17 protein-coding genes and 5 tRNA genes are annotated in these 16,256 nt (G+C 61.4%); 2 read left to right on the top strand and 20 right to left on the bottom strand.

What is annotated here, in order from left to right; genetic code table 11:
- Window positions 1-45: 45 nt before the first annotated feature.
- The 15 genes from rplJ to queA all read right to left on the bottom strand — a co-directional run bounded on the left by rplJ (window position 46) and on the right by queA (window position 7,618).
- Window positions 46-576 (bottom strand): 50S ribosomal protein L10, encoded by a 531-nt coding sequence (rplJ, locus tag GYH26_RS05835; RefSeq protein ID WP_161540848.1) that lies wholly within the window; start codon window positions 574-576, stop codon window positions 46-48.
- Between the two features lie 35 nt (window positions 577-611).
- The gene (gene rplA, locus GYH26_RS05830; RefSeq protein ID WP_012843608.1) at window positions 612-1,322 is read right to left on the bottom strand and encodes a 50S ribosomal protein L1; all 711 of its coding nucleotides are present in this window, start codon (window positions 1,320-1,322) and stop codon (window positions 612-614) included.
- A 60-nt stretch (window positions 1,323-1,382) separates the two neighbouring features.
- The gene (gene rplK, locus GYH26_RS05825) at window positions 1,383-1,823 is read right to left on the bottom strand and encodes a 50S ribosomal protein L11 (RefSeq protein WP_012843607.1); all 441 of its coding nucleotides are present in this window, start codon (window positions 1,821-1,823) and stop codon (window positions 1,383-1,385) included.
- A 135-nt stretch (window positions 1,824-1,958) separates the two neighbouring features.
- Window positions 1,959-2,519, bottom strand: a complete 561-nt coding sequence (gene nusG / locus GYH26_RS05820) for a transcription termination/antitermination protein NusG (protein WP_161540847.1) — start codon at window positions 2,517-2,519, stop codon at window positions 1,959-1,961.
- A gap of 15 nt (window positions 2,520-2,534) precedes the next feature.
- Window positions 2,535-2,723 carry a preprotein translocase subunit SecE gene (secE, locus tag GYH26_RS05815; protein WP_012843605.1) on the bottom strand — a complete coding sequence of 63 codons (189 nt, stop codon included), beginning with the start codon at window positions 2,721-2,723 and terminating at the stop codon, window positions 2,535-2,537.
- 79 nt (window positions 2,724-2,802) lie between these two features.
- Window positions 2,803-2,878: transfer RNA gene (locus GYH26_RS05810), tRNA-Trp, on the bottom strand.
- Window positions 2,879-2,948: 70 nt separating this feature from the next.
- Window positions 2,949-4,145, bottom strand: coding sequence for an elongation factor Tu (tuf, locus tag GYH26_RS05805; protein ID WP_161540846.1), 1,197 nt, complete (start codon window positions 4,143-4,145; stop codon window positions 2,949-2,951).
- An 87-nt stretch (window positions 4,146-4,232) separates the two neighbouring features.
- Window positions 4,233-4,304: transfer RNA gene (locus GYH26_RS05800), tRNA-Thr, on the bottom strand.
- A gap of 12 nt (window positions 4,305-4,316) precedes the next feature.
- Window positions 4,317-4,389, bottom strand: a tRNA-Gly gene (locus GYH26_RS05795).
- Window positions 4,390-4,396: 7 nt separating this feature from the next.
- Window positions 4,397-4,483: transfer RNA gene (locus GYH26_RS05790), tRNA-Tyr, on the bottom strand.
- Between the two features lie 66 nt (window positions 4,484-4,549).
- Window positions 4,550-4,622, bottom strand: a tRNA-Thr gene (locus GYH26_RS05785).
- Between the two features lie 75 nt (window positions 4,623-4,697).
- Window positions 4,698-5,321: a DedA family protein gene (locus GYH26_RS05780; RefSeq protein ID WP_161540845.1), complete on the bottom strand. Its 624-nt coding sequence runs from the start codon at window positions 5,319-5,321 to the stop codon at window positions 4,698-4,700.
- Window positions 5,322-5,327: 6 nt separating this feature from the next.
- Complete coding sequence (gene ispF, locus GYH26_RS05775; protein ID WP_161540844.1) at window positions 5,328-5,822, bottom strand: 2-C-methyl-D-erythritol 2,4-cyclodiphosphate synthase; 495 nt, start codon at window positions 5,820-5,822, stop codon at window positions 5,328-5,330.
- Window positions 5,819-6,556, bottom strand: coding sequence for a 2-C-methyl-D-erythritol 4-phosphate cytidylyltransferase (gene ispD, locus GYH26_RS05770; protein ID WP_014066683.1), 738 nt, complete (start codon window positions 6,554-6,556; stop codon window positions 5,819-5,821). The genes ispF and ispD overlap by 4 nt, the downstream gene beginning before the upstream one ends.
- 15 nt (window positions 6,557-6,571) lie before the next feature.
- Window positions 6,572-7,618 (bottom strand): tRNA preQ1(34) S-adenosylmethionine ribosyltransferase-isomerase QueA, encoded by a 1,047-nt coding sequence (gene queA, locus GYH26_RS05765; RefSeq protein WP_161540843.1) that lies wholly within the window; start codon window positions 7,616-7,618, stop codon window positions 6,572-6,574.
- A gap of 230 nt (window positions 7,619-7,848) precedes the next feature.
- Here queA and GYH26_RS05760 point away from each other — a divergent pair, with 230 nt between their 5' ends.
- Together GYH26_RS05760 and GYH26_RS05755 are read left to right on the top strand one after the other, a co-directional pair.
- Window positions 7,849-8,280: a hypothetical protein gene (locus GYH26_RS05760; RefSeq protein ID WP_242006613.1), complete on the top strand. Its 432-nt coding sequence runs from the start codon at window positions 7,849-7,851 to the stop codon at window positions 8,278-8,280.
- On the top strand, window positions 8,277-10,520 hold the full coding sequence (locus GYH26_RS05755) for a TonB-dependent receptor (protein WP_161540841.1): 2,244 nt from the start codon (window positions 8,277-8,279) through the stop codon (window positions 10,518-10,520). Before GYH26_RS05760 ends, GYH26_RS05755 begins: the two co-directional genes overlap by 4 nt.
- Before the next feature lie 31 nt (window positions 10,521-10,551).
- Here GYH26_RS05755 and GYH26_RS05750 read toward each other — a convergent pair whose 3' ends face one another.
- Genes GYH26_RS05750 through GYH26_RS05730 form a run of 5 tightly spaced genes read right to left on the bottom strand, consistent with a single transcriptional unit; the run spans window position 10,552 to window position 16,222 of the window.
- Window positions 10,552-10,896 carry a M48 metallopeptidase family protein gene (locus GYH26_RS05750; protein WP_012843597.1) on the bottom strand — a complete coding sequence of 115 codons (345 nt, stop codon included), beginning with the start codon at window positions 10,894-10,896 and terminating at the stop codon, window positions 10,552-10,554.
- Window positions 10,893-13,817: a type I restriction endonuclease subunit R gene (locus GYH26_RS05745; protein WP_161540840.1), complete on the bottom strand. Its 2,925-nt coding sequence runs from the start codon at window positions 13,815-13,817 to the stop codon at window positions 10,893-10,895. The genes GYH26_RS05750 and GYH26_RS05745 overlap by 4 nt, the downstream gene beginning before the upstream one ends.
- Window positions 13,804-14,466 carry a transposase gene (locus tag GYH26_RS05740; protein WP_161540839.1) on the bottom strand — a complete coding sequence of 221 codons (663 nt, stop codon included), beginning with the start codon at window positions 14,464-14,466 and terminating at the stop codon, window positions 13,804-13,806. Before GYH26_RS05740 ends, GYH26_RS05745 begins: the two co-directional genes overlap by 14 nt.
- Window positions 14,463-15,638 (bottom strand): TIGR02391 family protein, encoded by a 1,176-nt coding sequence (locus GYH26_RS05735; protein WP_161540838.1) that lies wholly within the window; start codon window positions 15,636-15,638, stop codon window positions 14,463-14,465. The genes GYH26_RS05740 and GYH26_RS05735 overlap by 4 nt, the downstream gene beginning before the upstream one ends.
- A complete protein-coding gene (locus tag GYH26_RS05730; protein ID WP_161540837.1) occupies window positions 15,635-16,222 on the bottom strand; it encodes a hypothetical protein in 588 nt (195 codons plus the stop codon). The genes GYH26_RS05735 and GYH26_RS05730 overlap by 4 nt, the downstream gene beginning before the upstream one ends.
- Window positions 16,223-16,256: the final 34 nt, after the last annotated feature.

Raw genomic sequence — 16,256 nt, 5'->3', positions numbered from 1 at the left:
ATTAAGGAATGCTGACGGTTGTTTCCAGGGTTACGGGATGATACTTTATGCGGCTTCTTTTTCGGCGATGGCCTGCAGGCAGGCGGCCAGCGTCTGGCCCGGTCCCTGCAGCGCGCCCACCACGTTGCGGGCGGGTGCCAGCAGCAGGCCGACGATATCGGCGATCAGTTCGTCCTTCGACTTCAGCGCGGCCAGCGTGTCGAGCGCGTCGGCCCCGTAGACAGCCCCATCGATGTAGGCAGCCTTCAGCCGGGGCAACTCGCCCCCCTGTTCTTCGATAAACTTCTTGATCACGCGGGCCGGTGCCGCCGGCTCGTCGCCCACGGCAATCGCCGTAGGGCCGTTCAGCGCCGGCAGCAGCTCATCGTAGCCGCCCCGCTGCTCCATGGCGATTCGGAGCAGCGTGTTTTTGACGACTTTGAATTCCACGCCGGCCTCCCGGAATCGACGCCGCAGGTCGGTGATCTGGGCCACGTTCAGCCCCATGTAGTCCGTCACGTAGACGACCGGCGCCGACTCCAACTTGGCGCTGATTTCTTCCAGGATGGCCGCTTTCTGGGCTCTGGTCAACGGCATGGCTTATTTCCTCCTCTTGCCAACAGGGTACGGTTTCATCGGAGCGTGTTGAGCACGCTCAGGCTCACCGGCACCGGCGGCCCCATCGTCGTCGAAAGCGTGATGGAACGCACATAGGCTCCCTTTACGGAAGGCGGACGCAGCCGGAGCACCTCGCGCAGGAAAGCCTCGGCGTTCTCGCGGATCTGCTGGCTCGTAAACGAAGCCTTGCCGATGGCGGTGTGCAGGTTGCCGGTCTTATCCACGCGAAAGTCGATGCGGCCGGCCTTGACCTCGCGCACGGCCTCGGCCACATTTTCGGTCACCGTCCCGCTTTTGGGATTGGGCATGAGCCCGCGGGGTCCGAGAATGCGGCCCAGCCGACCGATCTTGCTCATCACCTGCGGCGTGGCAATGACCACGTCGAACTCCAGCCAGCCGTTCTGGATCTGGTCGATATACTCGTCCAGACCGGCGTAATCGGCGCCCGCCTCCAGGGCTTCCTTCCAGCGACCTTCGTCGGCCAGCACCAGCACTCGCACCTTTTTACCCGTGCCGTGTGGCAGGGCTACGGTACCACGCACCATCTGATCGGCGTGGCGGGGGTCGACGCCCAGCCGCACGTCGATATCGACCGATTCGTCGAATTTGGCCAGCGCCGTCTTCTTGACCAGCTCGGCTGCCTCCTCCAGCGTGAAGGGACCGTCGCCGGCCTGCTGAATGATCTCAAGCGCCTGGCGATAGCGTTTTCCTCGTTTCTTGGGCATGGCTCGTTACGGTTAAGCGGTTCAATCGCCTGCGCAGGGCAGACTCCCGCAGGAAATTGCTCAGAGATGCTCGGGCTTTCCTTCCACCACGATCCCCATCGAACGCGCCGTCCCGGCGATCATCGACGCCGCCTTCTCCAGATCGTAGGCGTTCAGGTCGGCCATCTTCTGCCTGGCGATTTCCAGGCAATCCTCCCACGTCACTTTCCCCACCTTCTGGCGCAGCGGATCGCTGGCGCCTTTCTCGATACCGGCCGCTTTTTTGAGCAGCTCGGCCGCCGGTGGACTCTTGACGACAAAGGTGAAGGATTTGTCCGAGTAAACCGTGATCACGACCGGCAGGACCACCCCCATACGATCCTGCGTGGCCGCGTTGAACTGCTTACAGAACTCCATGATGTTGACCCCGGCCTGACCGAGCGCGGGGCCGATCGGCGGGGCGGGCGTCGCCTGGCCACCCCGAATCTGGAGTTTGATAATCTTTTCGACCTTCTTTGCCATGGCTCCTCCTGTTTGCGGTCCGATCGCCTGTCAGCCGTGCAGGCTCCCGCGTTTTGCAAAGCGCCTCTCGAATGCTTCTGTTTTCCGAAGGTTTCCGGACCGGATCGGCCGTTTCTTTTTTCACAGAAAGCCTGCCTACGATTCCCGCTCCACCTGCAGGTAATCGACTTCCAGGGGCGTCTTGCGCCCGAAGATGGAGACCATCACCTTGAGCTTGAGCTTGTCGGGATAGACTTCCTCGACCACGCCGGTGAAATTGTTGAACGGCCCCTCGATGATGCGCACCACGTCGCCGGGCTTGAACGGGATCTCGGGCTGTTCGCCCATTTCCCGGGCCTCATCGGCCTTCCCGAGAATGCGCCGGACCTCGTCCGGACGCAACGGCGTGGGCTGATCTCCACTTCCAAGAAAGCCTACCACCGAGGGCATGTTGGCGATCAAATGCTGCAACTCGCGGTCGAGCACCGCCTCGATCAGAATATAGCCCGGGAAGAAGGTGCGCTCACGGGTCCGTTTTTTTCCGCCGCGTAGTTCGAAGACGGTCTCCGTCGGAATCAGGATCTGTCCGACCCGGTCCTGCAGGCCCAGCCGTTCGATTTCGCGTTCCAGGTACTGTTTGACCTTCTTTTCGTGCCCGGAAAAGGTGCGCAGTACGTACCACTTACGCACCCCCTCCTGTTTTTTTTCTTCGGTCATGACCCCGGCTCCGCTTTACAGGGAGTAGATGAATTCCAGCACCGTGGCAATCACCCGATCGGCCAGGAAGATGAACAGCGCCAGCACGGTCGAGGCCACCAGCGTCAGAATGGTGTTGTTGATCAGCTCCTGACGCGAGGGCCAGCTCACCTTCTGCATTTCGCGGTAAACTTCCTGGAGATAATCCCGGACTTTTGCAAACATGGCCGATGCAGTTGATGGACGGTACCGCTCCGGACAAACAGGAAGGGCGAACCGGTGTTCGCCCTTCTCCTTTACGTGCTGGCACGGGCGGCAGGACTCGAACCTGCAACCTGCGGTTTTGGAGACCGCTGCTCTGCCAATTGAGCTACGCCCGTGTGTCCTCCGGGTCCATTGTACGCCCTGGGGGCGCCAGGATCCCGGAGGTTATGACATCAAAGGTTGACTTCAGTCGAGGATTTTGGTGACGACGCCGGCCCCGACGGTCCGTCCACCTTCACGAATCGCAAAACGCAACCCCTCCTCCATCGCCACCGGATAAATCAACTTCACCCGAAAACGCGCATTGTCCCCAGGCATCACCATCTCCACACCCTCCGGCAACGTAATATCCCCCGTCACGTCCGTCGTCCGAAAGTAAAACTGCGGCCGATACCCGTTGAAAAACGGCGTGTGTCGACCACCCTCCTCCTTCGACAACACGTACACCTCGCACTCAAACTCCCGATGCGGCGTCACACTACCCGGCGCACACACCACCATCCCACGCTCCACATCATCCTTACCTATACCACGCAACAACAACCCCACGTTGTCGCCAGCCTCACCCTGCTCCAACTGCTTGCGGAACATCTCCACACCCGTCACCACCGACGTCAACTTCTCCTCCCGCAATCCAATGATCTCCACCGGATCACCCACCTTGATCACACCCCGCTCAATACGACCCGTCACCACCGTACCACGACCCGTGATCGAAAACACGTCCTCGATCGGCATCAAAAACGGCTTGTCCTTATCACGTACCGGCGTCGGAATGTACTCGTCCACCGCGTTCATCAACTCCATGATCTTGTCCTCCCACTGCGGATCCCCATTCAACGCACCCAACGCACTACCCCGAATCACCGGCACCTCATCCCCAGGAAACTCGTACTGGCTCAACAACTCCCGCACCTCCATCTCCACCAACTCCAGCAACTCCTCGTCGTCGACCAGGTCCACCTTGTTCAAAAACACCACAATGTAGGGCACCCCCACCTGACGCGCCAGCAGAATGTGCTCGCGCGTCTGCGGCATCGGACCATCGGTGGCCGCCACCACCAGAATCGCCCCGTCCATCTGCGCCGCACCCGTGATCATGTTCTTCACGTAGTCGGCATGCCCCGGACAGTCCACGTGCGCATAGTGCCGCTTCTCGGTCGCATACTCCACGTGCGACGTCGCGATCGTAATCCCGCGCTCCCGCTCCTCCGGCGCGTTGTCAATCGAATCAAACGTGCGCGGCTTGTTGACCGGGTCCGGCACCCGCTTGGCCAACACCTGCGTGATGGCCGCCGTCAGCGTCGTCTTGCCGTGGTCGACGTGACCAATCGTCCCTATGTTCACGTGCGGCTTCGTCCGCTGAAATACCTCCTTCGCCATGGCTGTTGTCCTTTTTGGTTTTCATGCATAGTGAAAAAGCGCTCCCTTTCGGGAGCACGGCCCGATGCCCGAGGGCATCGTCGTTTGAGCCGCCTGTCGGATTTGAACCGACGACCCCTTCCTTACCATGGAAGTGCTCTACCACTGAGCTAAGGCGGCTTTGCTATCAGGAGCGGGAGACGGGACTCGAACCCGCGACCCTCAGCTTGGAAGGCTGATGCTCTACCATCTGAGCTACTCCCGCTCGACCGTGGTGGGCAGGGGAGGATTCGAACCTCCGAAGGCGTTGCGCCAGCAGATTTACAGTCTGCCCCGTTTGGCCACTTCGGTACCTGCCCGTTTCGTTCCCTTAAATGAACATCGCCGCCCCCGTGTGCCCACCCCACGCCAAATTTACAATCAGGAGCTGGCGGAGGGACTCGAACCCCCAACCTGCTCATTACAAGTGAGCTGCTCTACCAGTTGAGCTACGCCAGCTCGTCGGAGCAGCTTCGAGAATGCTAATTTAGCCCAGGAGTTCCGCGGCTGTCAATAAAAATGCGCTTCAAGAGCTCATGAAACGCGCGTCTTTCGGGCGCGCCGCCACCAGGCACGCATGGCTACGCCCAGCGCAATCAGCCCCAGTACGCCCAGTACAATCCAGCCGTACACCTGCAGATAGCGGCGCACCACGGGCCAGTTTTCGCCGACGGCATAGCCCAGATAGGCGATCAGCATGGTCCACACAAATGCGCTGAGGGTAGCCAGCAGGGCCGTCTTGCCCGGATGCATGTGGGCCATACCCACGGTCAGCGAAATGACCGAACGGGCGCCGCTCAGAAACCGATTGGCCGCCACGATCCCGTAGCCCCAGCGCTGCATCCAGCGTTGGACCTGGTAGATACGCTGCTTGGGAAGCCAGCGAAGCCGCTCGGGGTCCAGCACGGCCGTTCCGATCCGGTAGCCCACCGCGTACATGGTCATGAAGCCGGCTGCGCCTCCTATGGTCGAAAGCAGAATCACCAGCCACAGCTCCAGCGTGCCCCGCCCCGCCAGGTAGCCACAGAACACGACGAACAGATCGCCGGGAATGGGCGGCACCACGTTTTCGCCGTAGGCGATCACCAGCAGCGCCACATATACCCAGAACGGCGGCACCTGTAGCGCCCACTGCGTCAGATCGGCCAGCCAGTCCATGTGCGCTTATGATTCAACGGTGCGTGGGCGAAGCAGACAGACAGCAAACGCCACGGCCCCCTCGCCGATCCCGACAAAGCCCATACCCTCGCTGGTCGTGGCCTTGACCGAGACGGCTTCGGCCGGAAGGGCCAGCACGCGGGCAATATTAGCGCGCATCGTATCGATATAAGGCCGAAGACGGGGGCGCTCCAGTACGACGGTACTATCGACGTTGGCCACTTCGTAGCCGGCCGCAACGACCTGATGATACACCTGACGAAGCAGCTCCAGGCTGTCGGCATCCTTCCAGCGCGGATCGGTGTCCGGGAAGTGCTGGCCGATGTCGCCCAATGCGGCGGCTCCCAGCAGGGCGTCGGCGATGGCATGCAGCAGCACGTCGGCGTCGGAGTGGCCGGCCAGCCCCCGCTCCGAGGGGATGCGTACGCCGCCCAGGATGAGCGGACGCCCCGGGACCAGTCGATGTACGTCGTAGCCGAAGCCGATGCGAAAAGCCGTCATGCGTTCTCGGTCAGCTTTTGGCGCAGGCGTGTTTCCCACTGCGGCCAGAGCATCTGGGCCAGCTCCCAGTCCTCGGCCGTGGTGATCTTGAAGTTGAAGCTGCTACCGGGCACACACGCGACCGGGTAGCCCAGCCGCTGCACCAGTTCGACATCGTCGGTGGCGGCGGCTTCGCCGGGTTGCCGGTGGGCGGCTTCCAGCCAGTCGCGCCGGAATCCCTGCGGCGTCTGCATCCGGTAGAGGCCGGCACGCGGCACCGTCTCGCCCAGCAGGCCGTCGCGCACGCGCCGCACGGTGTCGGCTTCCGGAATGGCCAGCGCAGCCGCCCCAACGCGGCGCGTCGCTTCGATAACGGCCGAAATCTGCTCCGGCAGGATGAACGGCCGCACGGCATCGTGAACGAGTACCAGCGCCACATCCGGAGGCAAGGCGGCAAGCGCCGCCTGCACCGACTCCTGGCGCGTCCGTCCCCCGGCTACCACCTGCCAGACCTTCGGGATTCCGGCGGCCTGAAGCGACGTCGCCACCTGTTTCACCCGATCGGCCGGCACCGCGACGATCAGGCCGTCCACCTCCGGGTGCAGCGCGAAAGCACGAAGCGTCTGCTCCAGGAGTGGCCGTCCGCCCAGTCGCCGAAACTGCTTTCGCGGTCCTCCCAGCCGCGATCCGCGCCCGGCCGCCGGCACCAGCACAGCTACCCGACCCACGCCTTGCTGCTGCACCGCCTCGGTCATTCGCCTACCCTCCCATCAGAGAATCAGCATGGCATCTCCGAAGGAAAACAGCCGGTATTTTTCCTGAACGGCGGTGCGGTAGGCCTCCATGACAAAGTCGTACCCGGCAAACGCCACCACCAGCGCCAGCAGCGTGCTGCGCGGCATGTGGAAGTTGGTAATGAGCCGCTCGACGATTTTGAAGTCGTAAGGCGGATAGATGAACTTGTCCGTCCAGCCAAAACCGGGCTTGACCGTGCCGGTGGCCGAGATGCTCGACTCGAGCGCCCGCACCACCGTCGTCCCCACGGCCGTCACGGTGTGCTCCGGGGAAAGCAGGGCGCGATTGATGCGCTCGGCCGCCTCCTCGGTGATGGTAAAGTACTCAGAATCCATGCGATGCTTGGTGAGGTCCTCGACCTCGATCGGCCGGAACGTGCCCAGTCCCACGTGCAGCGTGATGGGCACGATGTCGACGCCTTTCTGCTTCAGGCGCTCGACCAGCTCCGGCGTAAAGTGCAAACCGGCCGTCGGAGCCGCCACCGAACCCGTCTCCTGCGCAAAGATTGTCTGATAGCGCTCGCGATCCTCCGGCTCGTCTTCGCGCTTGATGTAGGGCGGCAGCGGCATGTGGCCGACTTCTTCGATTTTCCGGTAGAGCTCTTCGTCGCTGCCGTCAAAAAGGAACCGGATCGTACGGCCGCGCGAAGTCGTGTTGTCGATCACCTCGGCCACCAGCCCGCCGTCGAAGTAGATCTTGTTGCCCACCCGGATCTTGCGGGCCGGATCGACGAGCGCATCCCAGAGGCGGCTTTCGGCATTCAGCTCGCGCAGCAGCAGGACTTCGATTTTGGCTCCAGTTTTCTCCTTGCGGCCGTAGAGCCGCGCCGGAAAAACTTTCGTATTATTGACCACCAGAACATCGCCTTCGTTGAAATAATCGACAATGTCACGGAAGATGCGATGTTCGATGGTCTTACGCTTGCGATCAAGCACCATGAGCCGGGCGCTGTCGCGCGGCTCGGCCGGATACTTGGCGACCAGGCTTTTAGGATAATCGTAGTGCAGATCAGACAACCGCATCGATGATCTTCTGGCTTACGTCCATAGAAACCGCTTACAACCGCGTCGAGCCTCGGTGGCTGTTTTTCTGCATGCACGGCTCGAACTGCAAGACGGCGGTCGAAAATATACATTCACACGGCTCCGGCGCCAAACCCTGCGCGGCGCATTCAACACGTTCCCGACCGGTTCGGTCCCGAATTCACGGACAACCCACGCGAAAGCCTTTAACCCTTTTATTTCCGGTCATCTTGCTGCTGGCCGGTTGCGACGGCGGACTGGCCCCGCCTCCGCCTTCGCCGCTGGCCGTCATCGAGGGCACCGTGTACTACAACGGTCCCTGGCCGCATCCGGACTCGGTGCGCGAACTGCGCTTCGTGGCAATGCGCTTCGTGCCCCAGAGCACGCAGGAGCTGCTACTACGCTTCAACGAGATAGAACGTAGCGACACGCTGCGGCGCTTTGTCGATTCGGACACGTTCCGCGTCGTGATCGATCTGGAAGGCGTGGCCGCCGACACGTTTCGCTACAGCGGCATCGCCTGGAAATTCGGTCCGAATCCGTTTGATTGGCGGCCGCTGGTGGTCTACGACCGGCCGCTCATCCTCCGTCCGGGCGAGCGCCGCCCCATCGTGCTGGAGGCCGACTTTCGCAATCCTGCCAGTTTTCCGGGATCGCCATGAGATACAGCAGCCTGCTGCTCCTCCTTATCGCCCTGCCGCTGCGCGCCCAGCCCGAACGGGCCACGCTGGAAGGCACCGTGCGCGACGTCTACGGCACGCCGCTCGCCGGCGTGAACGTGGTACTCGTGGGGACGCTTTATGGCGCCGCCACCGACGCCGCTGGACGCTACCTCATTGCGAACATTCCGCCCGGCACGTACACGGTACGCGCGTCGGCCGTCGGCTACGTGCCGGCGGAACAGACCGTCACACTCACGCCGGGCGCGCATCGGCGTCTGGACTTTGCACTGGTCCCCACCGTCATCGAGGCCCCGGAAGTGGTCGTGACGGCCGCGCGGCGAGCCCAGCCGCTGGAACAGGTGCCCATCAGCCTGTCGGTGCTGTCGCTGGCCGACGTGACCGCACGCGGCCTGTTCACGCTCGACGACGCACTGCGTTACATTCCCGGCGTGCAGATGACGGGCAATCAGGTCAACATCCGGGGCTCGTCGGGCTTCACCTACAATGCAGGAAGCCGCGTGCTGCTGCTGATCGACGGCTTCCCAATGCTGTCGCCCGATGCCGACGGCGTGCCCTTCGAACTGCTGCCCATCGCCCAGATCGACCGGATCGAAGTGCTCAAAGGTCCGGGCTCGGCCCTCTACGGAAGCGGCGCGCTGGGCGGTGTGATTCAGGTCGTCACGCGCGATTTTCCGGAACAGCCCGAAACGGAAGTGCGCCTTTCCGGCGGTGCCTACGAGCCTGTGCGTCATGAGGAATGGCGGGCACACTGGGAAGGGGCGCGGCACTGGCGGCCCTTCGGCACCGCGATTTTCACGCATGCCCGACGCCTGAGCGACCGGCTCGGCGGCTGGATCCACCTCACCTATCTGCGCGACACGGGCCACCTGAACTTCAGCGAACGCACCATGCTGCAGGGTTACACGAAGCTGCGCTGGCAGCCGGCCGCCGGTGCACGCGTCGTAGTGCTCTCGGGCCTGACCTGGCGACGCAACGACTCGTTTCTGTACTGGAACGGCCTGCGCGACCCGCTCAACCCCGGCAGCATTCCCACCACCGGGGCCAGAGACGCCGTCGGTGCCAACGATACCCAGTCGCTCCAGTGGACGCTCCTGCCGGCCTTCACGCACGCGCCCGGCCACAGCTTCTTCTACACGATCGGCGGTCGGCTCTACGTACTGGCGCTGCGCCCCCTCGATGAACAGGGCCGCCCCAAACCGCTCTCGAAAGGCACGCTGGGCTTTCGCTACGGCGGACAGCTTCAACTCGACTGGCAACCTGCCGAAGGGCGCTACCTGACCTTCGGCGCTTCGGCCGACGCCGTCGCCACGCGCTCCTCGTTCTTTCCGTCCGAAGACGGTCATCCGTTTCGGAGCCAGCCCGAAGTGGCCGTCTTCGGCCAGTGGGAAGAGGCGCTCACGGCGCGCTGGCGCCTGACCGGCGGCCTGCGCTTCGACGCCTACCAGATCCGCGCCGACCGGTGGATTACCCGGCTCAGTCCACGCACCAACGTACTGTTCCAGGCGCGGCCCGGTCTGACGCTGCACGCCGCCTTCGGACTGGGCTTCCGCGTGCCCGGCGTGGCCGAGCGCTACATCGAAAACCAGGAATTCTTCCCGATCGTCGCCAACCCGGACCTGCGTCCCGAAACCAGCACCGGCTACGAAGTCGGGCTCCGCTATCGTTACCGCGCGGGTCTGCTGGCCGAGCTGAACGGCACGCTGGCGCTGTTCTGGACCGACTACCGGGACCTCGTCGAGCCGCGCTTTCAGGCCGAGCGCCTGGCCTTCCAGTTCGTCAACCTGACACGCGCCCGCATTCGCGGTCTGGAGACCACCCTGGACGTCCGCCTGCTGGGCGGCTGGCTGGAAGGAATGCTCGGCTACACCCTGCTGGACGCGAAAGACCTGACCGGTCCCGAACCCCTGCCGCTGTCGTTCCGAAGCCGCCACCTGCTCAAAACGAGCCTCACGATGATGCTGCCGTCCCATCTGGCGCTGGGTGCAGACCTGCGCGTGGCCAGCCGCCCGGAGCGTATCGATACCGAGTTTGCGCGCTTCGTGCCGGACGCCGAGGTGACCGTGCCGGTGCGCGTGCTCGACCTGCGCCTGCGCTGGCAGGTCTCGTCGCTAACGCTAACTTTTCTAGTCAAAAATGCCCTGGACTACTACTATGTAGAACGGCCTGCCTTGCTGGCCCCACCCCGCCACTTTCAGCTTCAACTTCAGTGGCACCTGTAACGCCCTGCTTCCAGCCCGTACCGCCTGGCCTTTATGCATCCCTACCTTCATACTGAGTCAGATAGGCCCGCACCAGGGCGTGGAAGAGTTTCGTGTGCCCGCCGTGGCGGAGTTTGAGGTGCACCAACTCGTGCACAATGACCTGGCGCCGAAAGGCCGCTGGTTGGTCGAGCAGGTCGCGGCTCAAGGTCAGCCGCCCGCGGGTGGAAACGCTGGCCCACTTGCGCGTCATGGGCTGGATGCGCACCTCGCGCAGGCGCTCCTCCACGCCGATGCGTCGCGCCCAAGCCCACACCTCGGCCAACAGGATGTCACGGGAGATGGCCTCCTGCAAGGGCGATGTGGCTTCTGCGTGCTTTGTTCCGCGTTGGCTCATGAGGATATCCCCCGTAACAGGGTCAACACTTCGTCGGCCCAGGCGACCACTTCCTTGACTCCCGCCTCGACCAGGATTTTGTAGAGTTGCTTGCGCAGCTCGCGCTCCTGGTACTGGCTGGTGGCCCAGTGGGGGAAGGCCTGGAAGGCCGGTTCGATTTGGGCGGCCAGACGATGGGCTTGCGGTGCGTCCATCTCCTTTTGCACCCGCAACCACCAGGCCACGGCAAAGGCTTCCGGTGTAAGGTCGCTCTCGCGCCACTCTTCCTCGGCTTCTTGCAGGCGGCGCACCAGGTCGTTCAGGGCTTCCAAGGCCTGCTGGCTGTTCATCTGCCGCGCTTCGTAAGCCTGACGGATGGCTTCGGCCCGCTCGCCGATGGGGATCAGGTGGGGCTGTTCCTTCCCTTGGGCTTCCACCAGGCGATGCAGTGCCCGGAGCAGGTTGAAAACCTTGACCGCGTCGGGTTTGTCCTGAGCGACGAGCGCCAGCAGCGCACCGGCGCCGATCTCGTAGGTGGCCTGGGGCTCGTGGACGGCCTGCGTGGTGGTGTGTTGTTGGACGATCTCGGCCGTCTTGCGCAGGAAGGATTTGTCTACCGACACGTGCGGCTCATAGGCGCTGCGCAGCAGACGGTACATCGCCACCAGGGCGCGATAGTCTTCCAGGAAAGGGCGCAGGAAGGGATCGGGCGAAAGGATTTCGTACACCTCCTGCAGTTCGCGAAAGTAGGCGTAGAAAGCCTCGCGCGCCTCCCGGTCGCGGAAGTGCTCCAGCACGGCATCGGCCGCCTTGTCTTCGCTTTTGCCTGCACGCAGGGGTAGATACGCCTCCCGCCCTTGTTGCATCAAGATCTCAAAGCGCTCCTTAAGCACATCCAGCCCTTCCACCACCCCTTCCACATCCTGGGAATCGAAGGCCAGGGCCCGCTCCAGGTTGTCGAAGATGCCCACGAAGTCCACGATCAGGCCGTTGGTCTTGCGCCGGCCCTCGTCGTCCTCATAGGGACGGTTGACCCGCGCAATGGCTTGCAGGAGCACATGGTCGCGCATGGGCTTGTCGAGGTACATGGCGTAGAGGATGGGCGCGTCGTAGCCGGTGAGCAGCTTTTCGGTGACGATGAGGATGTAGGGAGGCTGATCGGGCTTGCGGAAGGCTTTGCGCACGGCTGCCTCTTCCTCATCGCTCAGATGCCAGCGCTTGAGTTCGGGCGGGTCGTTATGCCCTCGGCTGATGACCACCTGGCTGTATTCCGGCGGCAGGTGGTGATCCAGGGCTTCCTTGTACAGGCCGCAGGCCTCGCGGTCCACGGCGACGAGAAAGGCTTTGTAGCCCATGGGCTCCACATAGGTGCGGTAGTGCTTGGCCACAAAGGAGGCAATGCGCTCCACGCGCTGGCGGTTCTTGAGCAGGTTCTTGAGGGTCACGGCCCGGTCCAGGACACGGTTGAGTTCTTCCACATCGGTCACTCCCTCCAGGGCGGCGGCCTTCCAAAACTCCGCTTCCATGGCGCTCCGGTCCACGATCAGGTCGTTGGGGGCCATCTGGTAGTGCAGGGGCACGGTGGTGCCGTCCTCGATGGACTCGCGAATGGCGTATTTGTCCAGATAGCCGCCGGGGTCATCCCCGCCGAAGGTCTTGAAGGTGCCCTTGCCGTGGGCGCTTTTGTCGATGGGCGTGCCGGTGAAGCCGATGAAGGTAGCGTTGGGCAGGGCGCCCATCAGGTAGTTGCCCAGGTCGCCGCCGGTGGAGCGGTGGGCTTCGTCGATGAGCACGAAGATGTTGGCGCGGGTGTTGAAGTTCGCGTCGGCCTTGTCGAACTTGTGGATCATGGACACGATCAGGCCGCGGGTGTCCTGGCGCAAAAGTTCGCGCAGATGACGTTTGCTCCGGGCCACATGCACCCGGCCAAAGCCGACGGACTCCAGGTTTTGGAAGAGTTGCTGCTGGAGTTCGTTGCGGTCCACGATCATGAGGACCGTGGGGTTCTGGAAGCGCGGGTCCTCCAGCAGTAGTTTGGCCACCGTAATCATGGTGTAAGTCTTGCCCGAACCCTGGGTGTGCCAGACCAGGCCACGGCGCCTCTGCGGGTCCCGAGCGCGGGCAATCACCTTTTCGGTGGCCCGCATCTGGTGGGGGCGCAGGACCACCTTGCTCAACTCGCCATCACGGCGGGTGAAAAGGATGTATTCGGTGAGCACGCGCAGCACCCGCCGCGGAGCGACGAAGGATTTGACCAAGGTTTCGAAATCGGCAGGTTGTCGGGACACGGCGCGCTGTCTCTCAAGATCTTCCCGCCAGTTGAAGAGAGTTTTGCGCGATAGGCTCCAGGTGGCACCGTAGAAAAACCTGACCAGGTGGGTGAGGGCGAAGATCTGCGCCTGGGCCATGAGTTCAGGCGCTTCCTGGTGGTAACGGCGGATCTGGTCGAAGGCTTCGGCAATGCCTTCGGGGCGGGTGGCCGCCTTGGTTTCCACGACGATCACGGGGATCCCGTTGACGAAGAGCACCACATCCGCGCGGATGGCGACGTGGCCGCTGACGAAGCGAAACTCGTCGGTGACATGGAAGCGATTGGCCTCTATGTTCTCCGTATCGAGCAGGCGCAGGTTGCGCTCGCGGCGCTCGGCTTCGACGAAGACGGTTTTCATCCCCTTGAGGTACTCCCAGGCTTCCAGGTTACCTTCGATGTTAGGCCGGACGCGGATGAGACGGTTGAAGACCTCCTCGGCCTTGGTCACCGAATCCACAATTCCGGGGTTTAAGCGCTGCAGTTGCTCGATAAAAACGGTGTGCAGGATGGGGCTATCCTCTCCGCCGCGGAGCCGCAGGGCTTCCTCCGGAGATAGATACTGCCAGCCGGCCTCCTCGGCGTAGCGAATGAAGGGGTTTTGGACGATGCGGCGTTCGCTAGATAAGGTCATGGCTGGCCTCCCGTAAGGGCGACGCAGCGCGTCGCCTTACCGTTTGGGCATCTTCCTTTATCATTTGCCAGATCTCCCATGCCTGGGGGTCGGTGCCGGTAGCGTAGGGGTTGTAGCGGTCCAGGTGCCAGTGCAGGGGATTTTCGGCAATGTAGCGCCGGATGGCGTTCAGGGCGCGCTCGGTGCGGATGATGTGTTCGTAGTAATTGCGTTGCCAGACGGATGTGCCGGGAGTGCCGCACCGTTGGTTGATGCGCTGCGTGACCGCGGATTTGAATGCACCCACAATGGCGCCAATAGAACCCGGCGCAGGCCCACGCGGTTTATTCCGTCGGGGCGACGCATGTAGGGGCGACGCATGCGTCGCCCCTACGTTGTCCACGATGCATACGATGCAGTGGACATGATTGGGCATCACCACGAAGGCGTCCAATTCCACGTGTTGGAAATGGTCCGGGATTTCATGCCAACACGCGCGCACGATTTCCCCCATGTCGTTCAACCGCATTTCCCAGTCCACCACGTCGCCGAACAGAGGGGCGCGCCCGTGGGTGCAGATGGTGACGAAATACGCGCCCGGTTGGGTGTAATCGTATCCCTTCAACCGGATGGAACGGCGGTGGTGGCGTTGGAATTTGTAATAGGTCACAGCGTTTCCTCTGAACCTAATTTTGCTTGAGCCCTTTCTACTCGCTTGAAAATGTAGCTGATAATCACAAGTTGATCCAATGCTTCCAAAGCGTCTATTTGCACCTGAGGGCTATCCTCCGGCTCGTGTCCTTTAGGGTTGCGAAAAGCAGCACAAATGCCTTCTGCTATCAACTTTAATCCCTCTTGTTCATTTTTTTCTGATTTAGTACGACAGTTGTTGAATTTAATGCGAGGAGAATTCCCGCCCATGCTTTGCTGCACCAAAGGACGGCATGTTTGTTCTATTCCTGTCAGCTCCTTTAAATACTTCTCAAAAGCTTTTGCAGCTTCAAAAACCGCAGTCAAATAGTTACCATTTTCGAAATGTTTTCGGGCAATATCCTTTACGCGTGGATGAAGCAGATAAAACTCAAACAGCAAATTGGGATCGGGCTCAGCAGTCTCACGAGTGAGTGCTTCATACAGCAGGGCTACTTCCGAATCTGAAAGAACACGGACTCCTTCGCGCACTTCATCTCGGTCAAAAGATAACCCATCCTTGATGTTTTCAAAGGCCTTCCACAACTTTGCCTGCTCACCGCTTGGGGCATATCGCTCCCAATACCATACTAACGCGATAACATCGCTGGGATCGCTCACGTCTTCTATGGATATGGAAGGATTCTCGCCCAACTCCCTTAACGCTGCGCAGTAAAGGATCCGGCGCTTGATCGCGCCTTGGATTCGTGTACGGGCTACCTCTTTCAGAAAATCCTTGAGGCTCTGAGAGGCTTCCTCCAGAAATCCAACCAGCAGAGCCATTGGGAAGACCTGCTCTGGATCATTCACCGGCGAAAACTTGTGGCTCTTCTGCTCCTCTAATCGCTCGATCTGCTCCAAGACCCGATCTGTGAAGTCCGGTGCATCTTTGGACATTTTGCTCAGGAAATAGCCCAGGAAACATAGCGCTCCCAGGTTCCGTCGCGCAGCCCAGGCCTCATCGTTTTCTGCCCAACGGCTAAGCCTTCGGACTAATTCTAATAACGGTTGATTTTCTTCAAAACCATCTTGGCTAAGAGCATAGGCCAACCAAGAAACACCAAATGGGTCCCATGCAGAGTTCAGACGAGCGACCCGCTGGAGAATTGCTCGCTTGACCTCTTCTCGATACCGGTAGAAGTTCATTCTCATAGGAACCATGCCTTATCCCTCAATCGACCTGCACTGATAACTTGGTTCCATCTATTCGCACCGATCTCTACGATAAGACGGGCGATGAGGTAGGAATAGTTGAGTGTAACGGGAACGGCACGCGCGTTAAACCCACGCCAATTAACCCGGGCGAAATTGTAGATCTGGCGAACCAAACGGGGGAATTCATCAGCGGAGATCGTAGAGCGTTTATCCATGGAAATATCTAACACCCGTGGTACGCCTCTACGATAGCGCCTATCACCGATGCGTCCATCAAGCAGTAACAGGACGTTGCGCCGGCCCAAATCCACCTTCAGCCCGGCCTGGGGGACATAAGTGGCGTGACTTGTATCGAATAGCCGATAACTACTGTCGTCGTTGAGATGGATCAGGGCATAAGGAACATCGCCTATCTGCTGAAGGGCTCGCTGCACAGCCTCAACCTCCCGGAAGCGGCCAGGCCGTTTGCAAAGGTGCAGTATGATTGCGTCAGGTGTGCCTTGAATCTCGCGATATTCGTGGTAGGCCTCGACGATCAAGTCGGTTAGCCCTTTTACGTATTTCTCCTGCTCCCATTCCAAAACCGGTGCCAATGAGTGCAGCAATAGAAAATCA

Source organism: Rhodothermus marinus, from assembly GCF_009936275.1.
Taxonomy (GTDB): Bacteria; Bacteroidota; Rhodothermia; order Rhodothermales; family Rhodothermaceae; genus Rhodothermus; species Rhodothermus marinus_A.
The sequence above is the reverse complement of the archived record's forward strand: the minus strand, read 5'-3'. Positions and strand labels throughout refer to the sequence as shown.